Annotated in this window: 15 protein-coding genes and 1 pseudogene; 13 read left to right on the top strand and 3 right to left on the bottom strand. The window is 69.8% G+C overall.

Translation table 11 applies throughout. From position 1 onward, the window contains the following. Positions 1–5: 5 nt before the first annotated feature. The 13 genes and pseudogenes from AC3WXD_RS23305 to AC3WXD_RS23245 all read left to right on the top strand — a co-directional run. Complete coding sequence (locus AC3WXD_RS23305; RefSeq protein WP_059410500.1) at positions 6–1,004, top strand: PhoH family protein; 999 nt, start codon at positions 6–8, stop codon at positions 1,002–1,004. A gap of 4 nt (positions 1,005–1,008) precedes the next feature. Beyond that, on the top strand, positions 1,009–1,761 hold the full coding sequence (gene ybeY / locus AC3WXD_RS23300) for an rRNA maturation RNase YbeY (protein WP_492324786.1): 753 nt from the start codon (positions 1,009–1,011) through the stop codon (positions 1,759–1,761). A 119-nt stretch (positions 1,762–1,880) separates the two neighbouring features. Further along, entirely contained in the window at positions 1,881–2,753 is an 873-nt protein-coding gene (locus AC3WXD_RS23295; protein WP_059410498.1) for a CorC family transporter, read from the top strand. After that, complete coding sequence (lnt, locus tag AC3WXD_RS23290; protein WP_492324785.1) at positions 2,750–4,345, top strand: apolipoprotein N-acyltransferase; 1,596 nt, start codon at positions 2,750–2,752, stop codon at positions 4,343–4,345. Before AC3WXD_RS23295 ends, lnt begins: the two co-directional genes overlap by 4 nt. Positions 4,346–4,891: 546 nt before the next feature. Then, positions 4,892–5,830 carry a glycine--tRNA ligase subunit alpha gene (gene glyQ, locus AC3WXD_RS23285; protein WP_020424012.1) on the top strand — a complete coding sequence of 313 codons (939 nt, stop codon included), beginning with the start codon at positions 4,892–4,894 and terminating at the stop codon, positions 5,828–5,830. Continuing rightward, positions 5,827–6,474: a hypothetical protein gene (locus AC3WXD_RS23280; protein ID WP_059410496.1), complete on the top strand. Its 648-nt coding sequence runs from the start codon at positions 5,827–5,829 to the stop codon at positions 6,472–6,474. Before glyQ ends, AC3WXD_RS23280 begins: the two co-directional genes overlap by 4 nt. Positions 6,475–6,510: 36 nt before the next feature. Then, positions 6,511–8,643 carry a glycine--tRNA ligase subunit beta gene (gene glyS / locus AC3WXD_RS23275; protein WP_492324784.1) on the top strand — a complete coding sequence of 711 codons (2,133 nt, stop codon included), beginning with the start codon at positions 6,511–6,513 and terminating at the stop codon, positions 8,641–8,643. Between the two features lie 27 nt (positions 8,644–8,670). After that, on the top strand, positions 8,671–9,249 hold the full coding sequence (gene gmhB, locus AC3WXD_RS23270) for a D-glycero-beta-D-manno-heptose 1,7-bisphosphate 7-phosphatase (RefSeq protein WP_020206608.1): 579 nt from the start codon (positions 8,671–8,673) through the stop codon (positions 9,247–9,249). A gap of 34 nt (positions 9,250–9,283) precedes the next feature. Next, the gene (locus tag AC3WXD_RS23265) at positions 9,284–10,036 is read left to right on the top strand and encodes a lysophospholipid acyltransferase family protein (RefSeq protein WP_020206609.1); all 753 of its coding nucleotides are present in this window, start codon (positions 9,284–9,286) and stop codon (positions 10,034–10,036) included. Then, positions 10,033–10,917 (top strand): M48 family metallopeptidase, encoded by an 885-nt coding sequence (locus AC3WXD_RS23260; protein ID WP_029044374.1) that lies wholly within the window; start codon positions 10,033–10,035, stop codon positions 10,915–10,917. The genes AC3WXD_RS23265 and AC3WXD_RS23260 overlap by 4 nt, the downstream gene beginning before the upstream one ends. Before the next feature lie 534 nt (positions 10,918–11,451). After that, positions 11,452–11,775 carry a hypothetical protein gene (locus AC3WXD_RS23255; protein WP_492324783.1) on the top strand — a complete coding sequence of 108 codons (324 nt, stop codon included), beginning with the start codon at positions 11,452–11,454 and terminating at the stop codon, positions 11,773–11,775. Positions 11,776–11,892: 117 nt separating this feature from the next. Continuing rightward, the gene (gene gloA, locus AC3WXD_RS23250; RefSeq protein WP_492324782.1) at positions 11,893–12,300 is read left to right on the top strand and encodes a lactoylglutathione lyase; all 408 of its coding nucleotides are present in this window, start codon (positions 11,893–11,895) and stop codon (positions 12,298–12,300) included. A 55-nt stretch (positions 12,301–12,355) separates the two neighbouring features. Then, positions 12,356–12,478: pseudogene (locus tag AC3WXD_RS23245) on the top strand (DMT family transporter); the annotation flags it as partial. 58 nt (positions 12,479–12,536) lie between these two features. Here the strand turns inward: AC3WXD_RS23245 and trpS are convergent. From trpS to pdxA, 3 genes are all read right to left on the bottom strand, one after another. Beyond that, positions 12,537–13,559 carry a tryptophan--tRNA ligase gene (gene trpS / locus AC3WXD_RS23240; RefSeq protein ID WP_020206454.1) on the bottom strand — a complete coding sequence of 341 codons (1,023 nt, stop codon included), beginning with the start codon at positions 13,557–13,559 and terminating at the stop codon, positions 12,537–12,539. A gap of 204 nt (positions 13,560–13,763) precedes the next feature. Beyond that, positions 13,764–14,585, bottom strand: a complete 822-nt coding sequence (rsmA, locus tag AC3WXD_RS23235; protein WP_020206453.1) for a 16S rRNA (adenine(1518)-N(6)/adenine(1519)-N(6))-dimethyltransferase RsmA — start codon at positions 14,583–14,585, stop codon at positions 13,764–13,766. A 27-nt stretch (positions 14,586–14,612) separates the two neighbouring features. Then, a complete protein-coding gene (pdxA, locus tag AC3WXD_RS23230) occupies positions 14,613–15,659 on the bottom strand; it encodes a 4-hydroxythreonine-4-phosphate dehydrogenase PdxA (protein ID WP_492324781.1) in 1,047 nt (348 codons plus the stop codon). Positions 15,660–15,666: the final 7 nt, after the last annotated feature.

The raw sequence follows: 15,666 nt of genomic DNA, 5'->3' as shown, positions 1-15,666 counted from the left end.
CCCAGATGAAGATCCCCTCAGCCGAATTCGTCGCCCCCAAGGACGACAACACCCGCCTGCAGAACCTGTGCGGGCCGCTGGACGAGAACCTGCGCCAGATCGAGCAGGCGCTCGACGTCACCATCCAGCGCCGCGGCCACCGCATGACGGTGCGCGGCGCCTACGCGCGCGAGGCCGCCGCGGCGCTCGAGCGCTTCTACAACCAGGCGCGCGGCGCGCTGTCGATCGATGACGTGCAGCTCGGCCTGGTGGAGGCGCGCCAGTCGGCCGCGCACGGCGGCTACGTGCCCGAGGGCGCCGATGCCGCCGAGGCCGGCACGGGCGAGGACAGCTCGCCGGTGCTGCACACGCGCCGCACCGGGCTGCAGGGCCGCACGCCGATGCAGCGCGACTACCTGCGCAACATCCTGGCCCACGACCTGACGCTGGGCATCGGCCCGGCCGGCACCGGCAAGACCTACCTGGCGGTGGCCTGCGCGGTGGACGCGCTCGAGCGCGACGCGGTCAAGCGCATCGTGCTCACGCGCCCGGCGGTGGAGGCCGGCGAGCGCCTGGGCTTCCTGCCCGGCGACCTGGCGCAGAAGGTCGACCCCTACCTGCGCCCGCTCTACGACGCGCTCTACGACCTGCTCGGCTTCGACCGCACGCAGAAGATGTTCGAGCGCCAGATGATCGAGATCGCGCCGCTGGCCTACATGCGCGGGCGCACGCTCAACCATGCCTTCATCATCCTCGACGAAGCGCAGAACACCACGCCGGAGCAGATGAAGATGTTCCTCACGCGCATCGGCTTCGGCTCCAAGGCGGTGATCACCGGCGACACCACGCAGATCGACCTGCCGCGCGGCCAGAAAAGCGGGCTGGTGGAGGCGCAGCACGTGCTGCGCGACGTGCGCGGCGTGGCCATGACGCGCTTTACCAGCATCGACGTGGTGCGCCATCCGCTGGTGGCGCGCATCGTGGATGCCTATGACGAATACCATGCCCAGCACCGGGATGCCTGACCGAATGACCGTGAACACCAATATCAAGAACGCCGCCGCCAGCCTGATCCTGTTCGACGCCGACGGGCGCGCGCGCAAGACCCAGGCGCATGCGCTGCGCGTGCAGCTGGCCGACGGCCGCAGCCTCACCGTGGACCTGTCGCAGGCCGCCGACGGCGTGCTCGCGCTGCTGGCCGAGCACACCGACGACCGCCAGCAGGCCGGCCTGCTGGTGCGCCCGGACAACCACGACGCGCTCTCGGTGGCCGTCACCGCCACCCCGCTGGTCACCACCACGGGCACGCCCGCCACCCCGCCCGAACTCGACCTCGCGCTGCAGTACGGCGACGGCATGCGGGGCCGCCGCGGCCTGCCCACGCAGCGCAAGGTGCAGACCTGGGTGAAATCGGCGCTGTACGCCGACGCCGCGCTGACCGTGCGCTTCGTCGGCGAGGAAGAAGGCCGCGGCCTGAACCGCAGCTACCGCGGCAAGGATTACGCCACCAATGTGCTGACCTTTGCCTACGCCGAGCACGAGTCCGACCCGGTCAGCGGCGACATCGTGCTGTGCTGCCCGGTGGTGGAGCGCGAAGCGCGCGAGCAGAAAAAGCCGCTCGAGGCGCACTATGCCCACCTGATCGTGCACGGCGTGCTGCACGCGCAGGGCTACGAGCATGAAGACGACGCCGAGGCCGAGGAGATGGAGGCGATCGAGACCGAGACCCTGCAGGCGCTCGGTTTCGCCGATCCCTACCTCGTGCGTGGCAAGGCCGCCTGAGCCCGCCGCGCCCGGGGCCGCGCGGTGCGGCGCCCGCGCCGCACGGCCTTGTGCTGTCACGGAACGCAAACTCTTTTGGTGTATCCTTTGACCGATCTCCACCACGCGCTCGCCGCGCCATGAACGACCCTTATCCCAGTTCGAAGCCAGTCGACCGACCCCGATCCCTGCTCGAACGGCTCTCGGATTTCATCTCCCCCGAGCCCGAATCCCGCGTTGAACTGCTTGCGGTGCTGCAGGACGCGCACGCCCGCAACCTGATCGACGCCGACTCCCTCTCCATGATCGAGGGCGTGTTCCAGGTCTCCGAGCTGACCGCGCGCGACATCATGGTGCCGCGCGGCCAGATGGACATGGTCAACATCGCCGACGCGCCGGACAGCTTCATCCCCTTCATGCGGCAGACCGCGCACTCGCGCTTTCCCGTCTACGAGGGCAGCCGCGACAACGTCATCGGCATCCTGCTGGCCAAGGACCTGCTGCGCTACTACACGGACGAACAGTTCGACCTGCGCGAGACCCTGCGCCCGGCGGTCTTCATCCCCGAATCCAAGCGCCTGAACATCCTGCTGCGCGAGTTCCGCATCAACCGCAACCACATCGCGATGGTGGTGGACGAGTACGGCGGCGTCGCCGGGCTGGTCACGATCGAGGACGTGCTGGAGCAGATCGTGGGCGACATCGAGGACGAGTTCGACCTCGACGAGGACCACGACAACATCGTGCAACTGCCCGACGGCGGCTGGCGCGTGCACGGCCTGACCGAGATCGAGCAGTTCAACGAGGTCTTCGGCACCCACTTCTCCGACCAGGACGTGGACACCGTGGGCGGCCTGCTGAGCAACCACCTCGGCCACGTCCCGCACCGCGGCGAGGTGGTGGTGCTGCCGCCGGTGCGCTTCGAGGTCCTGCGCGCCGACGCGCGCCAGGTACACCTGCTGCTGGTGCGCCGCGAGGCGCCCGCCGTGCCGTCCGGCCTGGACGGCGCATGAGGAGCCCGTTCCCGGACCGGACCGGTGCGGCCGCCGCCGGGCGCGAACGCGCGCGCGGCGCCGGCCTGCCGCGCCTGCTGCTGGCCGCGGTGCTCGGCGTGGCCCACACCCAGGCCTACGCGCCCCACACCTGGTGGTGGCTGCAGCTGCTGTCGCTGGCCGGGCTGGTGGCGCTGGTCGCCGACGCGCCGCGCGCGCGCGGCGCCGCCGCCGCCGGCTACGCCTTCGGCCTGGGCTGGTTCCTGTCCGGCGTGTGGTGGCTCTATATCAGCATGCACGTCTACGGCGAGATGCCGGCCTGGATGGCGCTCCTGGCCGTGCTGCTGTTCGCCGCCTATCTCTCGCTCTACCCGGCGCTGGCCGCCGCGGCCTGGCACTGGCTGGGCGCGCGCGAGCGGGCTTCGGCGCTGCTGATGCCGCTGGCCTTCGGCGCCGCGTGGGGCCTGTCGGAATGGCTGCGCGGCGTGGTGTTTACCGGCTTCCCGTGGCTGGCCAGCGGCTATGCCCACAGCGACGGTCCGCTGGCCGGCTTCGCGCCGCTGGTCGGCGTGTACGGCATCGGCGCGCTGGCCGGCGCCGTGGCCGCGCTGCTGGTGGCGGCGGTGCGCGGCTTTGCCCGCAACGACCAGCGTGATGACCGGCGCGATGGCCGGCGCGGCGGCTGGCTCGCGCTGGCGGTCGCCGCGGCGCTGCCGCTGGCCGGCGCGGCGCTGGCGCCGCTGGCCTGGACCACGCCGGCCGGCAAGCCCATCTCGGTGCGGCTGCTGCAAGGCAACGTGGCGCAGGACATCAAGTTCGAGCCGGCCGGCGTGCAGCGCTCGCTGGAGCTGTACCGCGACCTGATCACGGCCACGCCGGCCGACCTCGTGGTCACGCCGGAAACCGCGTTCCCGGTCATCCTGCAGGACCTGCCGGTGGACATCGCCATCGCCGTGCGCGACTTCAGCGCGGCCAGCGGCACCACCGTGCTGTTCGGCGCGGCCGGCGCGGACTCGCCGGTGGACTTCACCAACAGCGTGTTCGGCCTGGGCCCGCTGACGCAGCAGCTCTACCGCTACAACAAGCACCACCTGGTGCCGTTCGGCGAGTTCATCCCGTTCGGCTTCCACTGGTTCGTCGACATGATGAAGATGCCGCTCGGGGATTTCCGCCGCGGCGGGCTGGACCAGGCGCCGCTGCCGGTGCGCGGCATCATGGTGGCGCCCAACATCTGCTACGAGGATCTGTTCGGCGAGGAAATCGCCGAGACCCTGCGCAGCCAGCCGGTGCCGGCCAACATCCTGGCCAACGTGACCAACCTGGCGTGGTTCGGCGACACCATCGCGCTGGACCAGCATCTGCAGATCTCGCGCATGCGCGCGCTGGAGACGCGCCGGCCGATGCTGCGCTCGACCAACACCGGCATGACCGCCGTGGTCGCGCCCGACGGCGTGGTGAGCGCGCGCCTGCCCACCTTCACGGTCGGCACGCTGACGGCCACCGTGCAGGGCACGCAGGGCTTCACGCCGTTCGTGCGCTGGGGCAACGTGCCGGCGCTGGCGGGCTGCGTGCTGGTGCTGGCCGCCGCCTGGCGGCGGCGCGCGCGCGGCTAGGCAGCGGGCCCGGGCCGGGCTAGGCCGAGACGCCCGCCACGGCGGACAGCAGCGCGGCGGCGATCATCACGGCGATGGCGACGAGATAGGGCTTGCGAGAAAGAAGCGACATGACCAGTGTCCCCATTTGGGTGTCCGTGTGGATGAATTCGGATGGTTCGGCCGCTGCGGCAGCAATGACGACGCTGCGCGCGGCTCTGCCTAATACTGTATACAAAAACGCTATCGACAAGTATCGGCAGGGACTTTAGGGGGCTTCGGTGTTTACCCGATTCGTTGCGGAGCGCCGACAGCGCCCCCGACAGCGCCCCGATGCCACCCGAAACGCCCCGCCAGCGCGCCATGACATGCAAGGGCCGTGCCGATGACGGGCCTGGCGGAAAAAACCGATAGAATTCGGGGTTTGGCACGAACTCCGTGCGACGCCCCGGCGACTTCTGGCGACTTTTGCCGCCGCGGCGGCGCCCTCGCCTGCCGGCCCTGCGTGATCGAGCACCCCATGCGGGCCCCTACTTGTCTTCGCCGTCGTCTTTGCCGTCTTCGCCTATGCTGACCTTCCAACAAATGATCCTCACCCTGCAGTCCTACTGGGACCGGCAGGGCTGCGCACTCTTGCAACCCATCGATCTGGAGGTCGGCGCCGGAACCTCGCACGTGCACACCTTCCTGCGCGCGATCGGGCCGGAGCCGTGGCGCGCCGCCTACGTGCAGCCGTCGCGCCGCCCCAAGGACGGCCGCTACGGCGAGAACCCCAACCGCCTGCAGCACTACTACCAGTACCAGGTGGTGCTCAAGCCGGCGCCCGAGAACATCCTGGAGCTGTACCTGGGCTCGCTCGAGGCGCTAGGCCTGGACCTCAAGCAGAACGACATCCGCTTCGTCGAGGACGACTGGGAGAACCCCACGCTGGGCGCCTGGGGCCTGGGCTGGGAAGTCTGGCTCAACGGCATGGAAGTGACCCAGTTCACCTACTTCCAGCAGGTCGGCGGCATCGACTGCAAGCCGATCACCGGCGAGATCACCTACGGCATCGAGCGGCTGGCGATGTACCTGCAGAAGGTCGAGAACGTCTACGACCTGGTCTGGACCGAGTGGGAAGAGAACGGCAAGACCCGCCGCCTGACCTACGGCGACGTGTACCACCAGAACGAGGTGGAGCAGTCCACCTACAACTTCGAGCAGAGCAACACCGAGATCCTGTTCCGCCATTTCGCCGAGCACGAGGCCGAGGCCAAGCGCCTGATGGGCGCCGCCGAAGGACAGGAAGCCGAGGCCGCCAGGCGCCTGCCGCTGCCCGCCTACGAGCAGCTGCTCAAGGCCGCGCACACCTTCAACCTGCTGGACGCGCGCGGTGCCATCTCCGTCACCGAGCGCGCCGCCTACATCGGCCGCATCCGCAACCTGTCGCGCTCGGTCGCGCAGGCCTACTACGAATCGCGCGAGGCGCTGGGCTTCCCGATGTGCGACCGCGAGGCCGCCGCATGACGCGCGCCGCGCGCGGCGCCTGGCGCCGGGGCGCTGCCCTGGCGGTGCTGGCCCTGGCCGCGCGCGGCGCGGCCGGCGCCACCGTGCCCGTGCCCAGCCCGCAGGCGCTGTACCTGCCGGCCGACCTGTCCAACGTGTGCGAGGCCAACCCGCAGGCGCTGCAGCAGGCCATCGACCGGCACTGGCATGGTGCGTTCGGCCCCAACAACGCGCTCGACCAGTGGACCCAACTGGTGCGCACGTTCTCGTGCGACCTGTCCGGCTCCAAGGACCTGGGCTGGCACCGCGTGCCGCTGCGCGCCTACGAGAGCGCGATCCGCTACCCGCTGACCTGGACCGAGACGCAGACCGTCAACGGCCGCGTGAAGCGCCTGGTCAAGACCTATTATTCCGCTGCGCAACTGCCGCCCCGGATCGATTTCTGGGTCAGCGGCCGCATCGACGAGATCCGCTACGACCGGCGCCTGCGCCGGCTCGACGCGCGCTTCTTCGCGCCGCGCCCGGGCGCGGGCGCGTCCGGCGCGCGCGGCAGCAGCCCCGCCGGCGCGGACACGCAGTGCGTGGCGACCACGCTGCAATTCCGCCAGCAGAACGGCCTGTGGCTGCTGTCCGGCGTAGAACCCACTACCGCACCGCGCTGCTGACGCGCAGCGCGTGCCCCAACTTGCTGGAAACGATTCATGTCGCAACTCCTGACCGATTCGAACGATACGCTGCTGATCGAGCTGTTCACCGAAGAGCTGCCGCCGAAGGCGCTGGCGCGCCTGGGCGAAGCCTTCGCGCAGGGCCTGTTCGCCGGCCTCTCGGCGCAGGGCCTGCTGGGTGACGGCGCGGCCGTGACCGCGTTCGCCACGCCGCGCCGCCTGGCCGCGCAAGTGACCCGCGTGCGCCGCAACGCGCCCGACCGCGAGCAGCGCGAGAAGGTGCTGCCGCTGTCGGTGGCGCTCGACGCCAACGGCGAGCCGACCCCGCCGCTGGCCAAGAAGCTGGCCGCGCTGGCCAAGTCGGTGGGCGTGGAATCGATCGACTGGCGCAGCCTGGAGCGCGCCTCCGACGGCAAGGCCGACGCCTTCTTCCACCGCTACACCGCGCGCGGCGCCGAGCTGGTCGCGGGCCTGCAGGCGGCGCTCGACGACACCATCGCCAAGCTGCCCATCCCCAAGGTGATGAGCTACCAGCGCCCGGACGGCAGCACCGTGCACTTCGTTCGCCCCGCGCACCGCCTGATCGCGCTGCTGGGCGCCGAAATCGTGCCGGTGACGGCGCTCGGCCTGCAGGCCGGCCGCACCACGCAGGGCCACCGCTTCCTGTCCGACGGCGCGATCGAGATCGCCCACGCCGGCGAATACGCCGCCGTGCTGGAAAGCCGGGGCCGCGTGCTGGCCAGCTACGCCGCGCGCCGCGAGCGCATCCGCGCCGCGCTGCTGGAACAGGCCGGCGACGACCGCGTCATCATGCCCGACGCGCTGCTCGACGAAGTCAACTCGCTGGTGGAATGGCCGGTGGTCTACGCCTGCCATTTCGAGGCAGCCTTCCTCGAAGTGCCGCAGGAATGCCTGATCCTGACCATGCAGACCAACCAGAAGTACTTCGCGCTGACCGACGCCGCCGGCCACCTGCGCAACCGCTTCCTGATCGTCTCCAACCTCGCCACCGACACGCCGCAGTCCATCATCACCGGCAACGAGCGCGTGGTGCGCCCGCGCCTGGCCGACGCCAAGTTCTTCTTCGACCAGGACCGCAAGAAGACCCTGGCCTCGCGCGTGCCGCAACTGGGCAGCGTGGTCTACCACAACAAGATCGGCTCGCAGCTCGACCGCGTGCAGCGCCTGCAGCAGATCGCCGGCCACATCGCCGACGCGCTGGCCGCGGCCGGCATCGCCGTGGACAAGGCCGCCGCCATGCGCGGCGCCGAGCTGGCCAAGGCCGACCTGCTGACCGACATGGTGGGCGAGTTCCCCGAGCTGCAGGGCACGATGGGCACCTACTACGCGCGCCACGACGGCGAGGCCGAGGAAGTGGCGCTGGCCTGCTCCGAGCACTACCGCCCGCGCTTCGCCGGCGACGCGCTGCCGGCCGGCCCGGTGAGCCTGGCCGTGGCGCTGGCCGACAAGCTCGAGACGCTGGTCGGCATCTGGGGCATCGGCCTGTCGCCGACCGGCGAGAAGGATCCGTTCGCGCTGCGCCGCCACGCGCTGGGCATCCTGCGCATGCTGGTGGAGACGCCGCTGCCGCTGGCGCTGGACACGCTGCTGGAGATCGCGCAGCAGTCGTTCGCCGGCATCGCCGCGGTCAAGCCCGCGCAGGACGCCATCGCCGACTTCCTCTACGACCGCCTGCGCGGCTACCTCAAGGACAAGGGCTACACCACCAACGAGGTGGAAGCGGTGGTGAGCCAGCGCCCGCGGCGCCTGGACGACATCCTGGCCCGCCTGGAAGCGGTGCGCACCTTCGCCGCGCTGCCGCAGGCCGAGGCGCTGGCCGCGGCCAACAAGCGCATCACCAACATCCTGCGCAAGAACACCGAGCCGGTGGGCCAGGTGCAGCCCGCGCTGCTGCAGGAAGCCGCCGAGAGCGCGCTGCATGCCGCCGTCGAGAGCGTGCGCCCGCAGGTGGAGGCCGCCTTCGCCGGCGGCGACTTCGCCGCCGCGCTGCGCGACCTGGCGCAGTTGCGCGACGCGGTGGACCGCTTCTTCAACGACGTCATGGTGATGGCCGAGGACGCGCAGCTGCGCGCCAACCGGCTCGCGCTGCTGGCCTCGCTGCACGTGCTGGCCAACCGCGTGGCCGACATCTCCAAGCTCGCCGCGTAGGCGGGCGCACCGAACCGGGAGGCCATCATGCCGCAGACTCCGCCCAAGCTCGTCATCCTCGACCGCGACGGGGTGGTCAACCTCGACAGCGACCAGTTCATCAAGACGCCGGACGAATGGATCGCCATCGAAGGCAGCCTGGAGGCGATCGCCTCGCTCAACCAGGCCGGCTACCGCGTGGTGATCGTCAGCAACCAGTCCGGCATCGGCCGCGGCCTGTTCGAGATGAGCGCGCTCAACGCCATGCATGAAAAGATGCACAAGGCGCTGGCCCATCTCGGCGGGCGCGTCGACGCCGTGTTCTTCTGCCCGCATACCGCCGCCGACGGCTGCGACTGCCGCAAGCCCAAGCCCGGCATGCTGGAGCAGCTGGCCGAGCGCTTCGGCGTGGAGCTCAAGGGCGTGCCGCTGGTGGGCGACTCGCTGCGCGACCTCGAAGCCGGCGTGGCGGTGGCCTGCGCCCCGCACCTGGTGCTGACCGGCAAGGGCCGGGAGACCCTGGCCAAGGGCGGCCTGCCGGCCGGCACGCTGGTCCACGATGACCTGCGCGCGTTCGCGCGCTGGCTGCTCACCGGCGACGGCGCCCCGCGCCTGGCCGCCTCCTGAATCCCCTGCGCCCTTTCGCCCTTTCCCCGCACCGATGATCTTTCTCCGCTCCCTGCTGTTCGCGCTGTACCTGCTGGTGCTGACGCCGCCCTACGCCTGCGCGTGCTTCATCGCCTTTCCGTTCATGAGCGCCAACCGCCGCTACGCCTTCGTGCGCGGCTGGCCGCGGCTGGTGATCGCCGCCGCCACGCTGATCTGCGGCATCCGCTACCGCTTCGAGGGCTACGAGAACTTCGACGGCGTGCTCGACAAGCCGGTGGTGGTGCTGTCCAAGCACCAGTCGGCCTGGGAAACCGTGGCCTACGTCGCCACCATGCCCAAGCCGATGTGCTTCGTGTTCAAGCGCGAGCTGCTGATGGTGCCGTTCTTCGGCTGGGCGCTGGGCATGCTCAAGATGGTGCACATCAACCGCAAGGAAGGCACGCGCGCGTTCGCCTCGGCGGTGCGCCAGGGCCGCGAGCGGCTGGCCGAGGGCGCCTGGATCATCATGTTCCCGGAAGGCACGCGCACGCCCGCGGGCATGGAAAAACCGCGCTACAAGAGCGGCGGCGCGCGCCTGGCGGTGGAGGCCGGCGCGTGGGTGGTGCCGATCGCGGTCAACTCCGGCCGCCTGTGGCCGCGCAACGCCTTCATGAAGTACCCTGGCACCATCACGGTCTCCGTGGGCGCGCCGATTTCCTCGGCCAACAAGACCGCCGACCAGCTCAACCAGGAGGTGGAGACGTGGATCGAGCAAGATATGCGTAGAATCGACGCCCAGAGCTACCGGAGCCGCGAGCCCGCATGAAATTGCTGCGCCAATCCCCCGATGCCCCTGGTTCCCAGATGGAGCTGCCGCTGTCCGACGCCCTCGCGGGCGACGGCGCGGCATCCGGCGCGGCGCCGGGCGGATGCACACCGGCGCAGCCCCTCCTGCCCGGTGCCCAGCCCTGGCCGCTGCCGCAGCCCAACGCCCGCCGCCTGCAGGTGGGCGAACGCAGCGTGCACTACACGCTCAAGCGCTCGTCGCGCCGGACCATCGGCTTCACCGTCGACGACCGCGGCCTGTCCATCACCGCGCCGCGCTGGGTGACGCTGGCCGACATCGAATCCGCGATCCTCGAAAAGCAGCGCTGGATCTTCAACAAGCTCGGCGAGTGGCGGCACCGCGAAGCCCGGCGCGTGCTGCCCACCGTGCAATGGCGCGAAGGCGCCAGCCTGCCCTTCCTGGGCCAGGCCATCACGCTGCAGCTCGAGTCCCCCGCCGGCATCCTGCTGTTCGACGCCGACACCCGCGTGCTGCACCTCGCGCTGCCGCCGCACGCCGACGAGCAGCAGATCAAGGACCGCGTGCAGGGCTGGCTGCAGCATCAGGCCAGGCGCCTGCTGTCCCAGCGCCTGGACGTCTACGCCGAAAAGCTCGGCGTGCGGCACAGCGCGTTCGCGCTCACCTCCGCCGCCACGCGCTGGGGCAGCTGCACCGCCGACGGCAAGATCCGGCTGAACTGGCGGCTGATGCATTTTCCGATGTCGATGATCGACTATGTGGCGGCGCATGAGCTGGCGCATCTCAAGGAGATGAACCATAGTCCCAGGTTCTGGGATACGGTGGCGTCGATTTTTCCTGAGTTTCGGGATGCGAGGGCGCAGTTGCGGGCGCATCCGCCGGAGTTGTTGCCGACTTTTTGAGAGGGGGTTTGACGTCAGTCTGCTGAGCTTCAAAGTCAACGGCTTTAACGTCAAAGGCTGAACGTCAAAGGCTTAAAGTCAAAGTCAAAGTCAACTTCAAAGTCAAAGGCTTTCGCTCCCCCGGAGCGACCTACTTTCTTTTCCCCGAAAAGAAAGTAGGCAAAGAAAGCGGGCTGCCTGGCCGGCAGGGGCAGAGCCGAACAGGGTTGCTCGGGTTGGTGGTTTCGTGGTGGGGTTCGTGGTTCTGCAGGGATTCTGCCGGCACCGGTTTTGGCGGCCACGTTCTCTCGGGTAGTGTTCGATTCGTGGTGGCGCTGCATGATGGCGGAGGTCCAGGCCCTTCGGGCTGCTGCCGCGACCGGGGCGGATGCATACGGCATAGGAACGGTGCTGGTTTCGTGGTGGGCGTGGTGGCCCCCATTCGATCTCAGTGCCAAATGGTTTTGACTTGAGAGGCAATCCGGTTCAAAGCAACCCAGCACACCCGCGCGGGGTCCACCACGCCCACCACGAAACCAGTGCCGGTGCTACGCCGTGACCGCCAGCACCGGTAACGGCAGATGCCCGAACCAGCAGTACGCCCGCCATCATAGGTCCGACCCCGCAACCCATACCGCCAGCCAGATCGTGGCCGCTCGCACCGGTAACGGCAGGATGCCAGCAGAACCACAGGCCCCACGACGAAACCACCACCAACAAGAAACCCCAACGTTTCTGCCCCTGCCGGCCAGGCAGCCCGCTTTCTTTGCCTACTTTCTTTTCGGGGAAAAGAAAGTAGGTCGCTCCGGGGGAGCGAAAGCCTTTGACTTTGAAGTTGATTTTGACTTTGACGTTAAGCCTTTGACGTTCAGCCTTTGACGTTAAAGCCGTTGACTTTGAAGCTCAGCAGACTGACGTCATGCAGCCACCTTTGAAGCCCACCCCCATCCCGTCTAAAATACCCCCCTCCCCCCCACCAACAACCAAACCCCAAAAATGCGTCTCCTCCACACCATGCTCCGCGTCGGCGACCTCCAGCGCTCGATCGACTTCTACACCCGCATCCTCGGCATGCAACTGCTGCGCCAGAGCGACAACCCCGAATACAAGTACCGCCTGGCCTTCGTCGGCTATGGCCCGGAATCCGAGACGGCCGTGCTGGAGCTGACCTACAACTACGGCGTCGACAAGTACGAAATGGGCACCGCCTACGGCCACGTCGCGCTGGAGACCGACGACGCCGCGGCGACCTGCGAGCGTATCCGCGCGGCTGGCGGCAAGGTCACGCGCGAGGCGGGCCCGGTCAAGGGCGGCACTACCGTGATCGCCTTCGTGGAGGACCCGGACGGCTACAAGATCGAGCTGATCGAGCGCCACTCCACGCGCGACGCGGCGCGTCCTTGAGGTGGGCGCGCCGGCGCTGAGCCGCCGTCCGCTGGACGGCACCGCGATCGGCCTGATGGTGCTGCTGTGCCTGGTCTGGGGTCTGCAGCAGGTGGTGATCAAGATGACCGCGCCGCTGATGGGCGCGGTGCTGCAGGCGGGCGTGCGCTCGGCGGTGGCGGCGCTGCTGGTGCTGGCCGGCATCGTGCTGGTGAACCGGCGCGCCTGAAGCGGCGCGCCGCGCCTTCCCGAAAAACTCAGAAGCGGAACGTGCCCAGCGCGTCGCGCACTTCGTCAAGCGTGCGCTGGGTGATGCCGCGCGCCTGCTCGGTGCCGTGGCGCAGGATGTCGAACACGTGCTGCGGGTCCTTGGCGAGCGCTTCGCGGCGCTCGCGGATCGGCGCCAGCAGCGCCTGCAGCACGCCTTCGAGCCGGCGCTTGAGCACCATGTCGCCGAGGCCGCCGCGGCGGTAGTGCGCCTTCAGTTCCGCCACTTCGTCGGCGGCCTCGTCGAACGCATCGAGGTAGGTGAACACCACGTTGCCTTCCACCTGGCCCGGATCGGACACCTTGAGGTGGTTGGGATCGGTGTACATGCGCATGACCGCTTCCTTGATCTGCTCGGGCGTGGCCGCGAGCGGGATCGCGTTGCCCTGCGACTTGCTCATCTTGGCCTTGCCGTCGACGCCGGGCAGGCGGCCGAAGCGCGGGATCAGCGCGGCGGCCTCGGGCAGCACGTCGCGCCCGACCTGGTGGTTGATGCGGCGCACGATCTCGTTGGTCTGCTCGATCAGCGGCGCCTGGTCCTCGCCCACCGGCACCACCTCGGCCTTGAAGCCAGTGATGTCGGCGGCCTGCGCGGCCGGGTAGCACAGGAAGCCGGCCGGGATGTCGCGGCCGAAGCCGCGCGCCTGGATCTCTTCCTTGATGGTCGGGTTGCGCTCGAGGCGGGCCACCGTGACGAAGTTCAGGTACAGCAGCGTCAGCTCGGCCAGCGCGGGCAGGTAGGACTGCACCGTGATGGTGGTCTTGGCCGGATCGATGCCGACCGCCAGGTAGTCGAGCGCCACCTCCAGCACGTTGCGCCGCACCTTGTCGGGATCGTGCGCGTTGTCGGTCATGGCCTGGGTGTCGGCCAGCAGCAGGTATTGCTGGTGGGAATCCTGCAGCGCCACGCGGCTCTTGAGCGAGCCGACGTAGTGGCCGAGGTGGAGCTGGCCGGTGGGACGGTCGCCGGTGAGGATGACCTTGCGCCGGGGCGCCTGCGTTTCGCTAGTCATGGCATTTCCTTGGGAGGGGTGGCGCCGCGCAGCGGTCCGGCGGGGCGATGCGCCTGCCGGGCGGGCTGCGGCGGCTGAAGTCGGGATCGGTGAACCTGTCGGTGGATGTCCGGATCGATGACGGCACGCCGCTCGCTTCAGCGGCGGCGCCAGCGATGGACGCGGAGCATACGGGTCGGCATGGCGCGCATCATCGCAGCGGCCTCACGCGGCGGGCAGTTCGAGCTGGCGCGCCAGCCCGACGTAGTCGGCCACCGGCACTTCCTCGGCGCGCCGGCTCAGGTCGAAGCCCAGCGCGTCGAAGTCGACCTGGTCGCGCAGCATCGACAGCGTGTTGCGCAGCACCTTGCGCCGCTGCGAGAACGCCGCGGCGACCACGTCGCCAAGCACGGTCAGGTCGCAGGCCGGATATGGCGAGCGCAACTGGCCGTCGGCCTGGCGCGGCCACGGGATCATGCGCACCACGGCGGAGTCGACCTTGGGCGGCGGGTTGAACGAGGCCGGCGGCACGTCCAGCACGTGCTCCATGTGATAGCGCACCTGCAGCATGATCGACAGCCGGCCGAAGGCCTTGCTGCCGGGCTCGGCCACCATGCGCTCCACCACTTCCTTCTGCAGCATGAAATGCTGGTCGCGCACGAGGTCGGCGAAGGCGGCGAGGTGGAACAGCAGCGGGCTGGAGATGTTGTACGGCAGGTTGCCGACGATGCGCAGCGGCTTGCCCGCTTCGTGCAGCTTGCCGAAGTCGAAGGCCAGCGCGTCGCCGGCATGGACGGTCAGGCGCTCGCCGTAGCGGCGGCGCAGGCGCTCGACCAGGTCGCGGTCCAGCTCCACCACCTGCATCCGCGGCAGGCGCTCGAGCAGCGGCTGGGTCAGCGCGCCGAGGCCCGGGCCGATCTCGACCAGGGTGTCGCCCGGCTGCGGGTCGATGGCGCTGACGATGCCGTGGATGATGCCGTCATCGACCAGGAAGTTCTGCCCGAATCGTTTGCGGGCCACGTGGCCCTGATGTACGTTGGAACGCATAGCTCTCTCGTCGGCTCTCGCCGGGCCTCAGCGGGTTGCCGCCGGCACAGCGCGCGAGCGGCCGCCGGCGTGTCCGGCCATGACGATGGCATTGCGGATCGCCTCGATCATGCTGCCGTGCTCGGCGCGGCCGCTGCCGGCCAGGTCGAGCGCCGTGCCGTGGTCGACCGACGTGCGGATGAAGGGCAGGCCCAGCGTGATGTTGACGCCGTGCCCGAAGGTGCCGTACTTGAGCGGCGCGAGGCCCTGGTCGTGGTACATCGCCAGCACGCAGTCGGCGCCGTCGAGGTGGCGCGGCTGGAACAGCGTGTCGGCCGGATAGGGCCCGCGCGCGTCGATGCCGGCGTCGGCGGCCGCGGCCAGCGCGGGGATGATGACGTCGATTTCCTCGTGGCCCATGTGGCCGCTCTCGCCGGCGTGGGGGTTGAGCCCCGTCACCAGGATGCGCGGGCGCTCGATGCCGAAGTGGCGGCGCAGGTCGGCGTCGACGATGGCCAGCGTCTGCACCAGCATGGACACGTCGATCGCGTCGGGCACCGCGCGCAGCGGCAGGTGGGTGGTAGCCAGCGCCACGCGCAGCACGGCGTTGGCGTGCGCGGGCTGCGGGCCGGCCAGCATCATCACCACGCGCGGCACGCCGGCGCGCTCGGCCAGGTATTCGGTGTGGCCGGTAAACGGCACGCCGGCGTCATTGATGGTGCTCTTCTGCACCGGCGCCGTGACCATGCCGGCGTAGCGCGCGGCGCCGTCCGCGCCGGGCGTGCAGCCGTCGATGGCGTGGTCCAGCAGCGCCAGCACGTAGTCGCCGTTGCGCGCGTCGAGCCGGCCGGCATGGCACGGCACCGACAGCGCGATGTCCTCACTCGCCACGCTGCCGTCGGCCAGCCGGCGGGCCCACGCCTGCGCCACGCCGAGCGCGGCGGCGCGCTCGGCCAGCAGGCGCGCGTCGCCGATCACGTGGAAGCGCGCCTGCGGGTACTCGCCGGCCATCTGCAGCAGGGCGCCCACGGTGATGTCGGGGCCGATGCCGGCAGGCTCCCCGGTGGTGATGGCCAGCGCGAGCGGTGCGGACATGGCGGCG

Source organism: Cupriavidus sp. FW216-B1 (genome assembly GCF_058789195.1).
Note: the sequence above shows the minus strand (reverse complement) of the source record. Positions and strands in the feature narration are given on the sequence as shown.

Excerpts from the sequence above, each read along its gene's own strand:
- rsmA (WP_020206453.1), bottom strand. The coding sequence starts at position 14,585 with ATGCGTTCCAACGTACATCAGGGCCACGTGGCCCGCAAACGATTCGGG.
- AC3WXD_RS23305 (WP_059410500.1), top strand. The coding sequence starts at position 6 with ATGAAGATCCCCTCAGCCGAATTCGTCGCCCCCAAGGACGACAACACC.
- AC3WXD_RS23280 (WP_059410496.1), top strand. The coding sequence starts at position 5,827 with ATGACGCGCGCCGCGCGCGGCGCCTGGCGCCGGGGCGCTGCCCTGGCG.
- lnt (WP_492324785.1), top strand. The coding sequence starts at position 2,750 with ATGAGGAGCCCGTTCCCGGACCGGACCGGTGCGGCCGCCGCCGGGCGC.
- AC3WXD_RS23265 (WP_020206609.1), top strand. The coding sequence starts at position 9,284 with ATGATCTTTCTCCGCTCCCTGCTGTTCGCGCTGTACCTGCTGGTGCTG.
- gloA (WP_492324782.1), top strand. The coding sequence starts at position 11,893 with ATGCGTCTCCTCCACACCATGCTCCGCGTCGGCGACCTCCAGCGCTCG.
- trpS (WP_020206454.1), bottom strand. The coding sequence starts at position 13,559 with ATGACTAGCGAAACGCAGGCGCCCCGGCGCAAGGTCATCCTCACCGGC.
- AC3WXD_RS23260 (WP_029044374.1), top strand. The coding sequence starts at position 10,033 with ATGAAATTGCTGCGCCAATCCCCCGATGCCCCTGGTTCCCAGATGGAG.
- pdxA (WP_492324781.1), bottom strand. The coding sequence starts at position 15,659 with ATGTCCGCACCGCTCGCGCTGGCCATCACCACCGGGGAGCCTGCCGGC.
- AC3WXD_RS23295 (WP_059410498.1), top strand. The coding sequence starts at position 1,881 with ATGAACGACCCTTATCCCAGTTCGAAGCCAGTCGACCGACCCCGATCC.
- ybeY (WP_492324786.1), top strand. The coding sequence starts at position 1,009 with ATGACCGTGAACACCAATATCAAGAACGCCGCCGCCAGCCTGATCCTG.
- gmhB (WP_020206608.1), top strand. The coding sequence starts at position 8,671 with ATGCCGCAGACTCCGCCCAAGCTCGTCATCCTCGACCGCGACGGGGTG.
- glyS (WP_492324784.1), top strand. The coding sequence starts at position 6,511 with ATGTCGCAACTCCTGACCGATTCGAACGATACGCTGCTGATCGAGCTG.
- glyQ (WP_020424012.1), top strand. The coding sequence starts at position 4,892 with ATGCTGACCTTCCAACAAATGATCCTCACCCTGCAGTCCTACTGGGAC.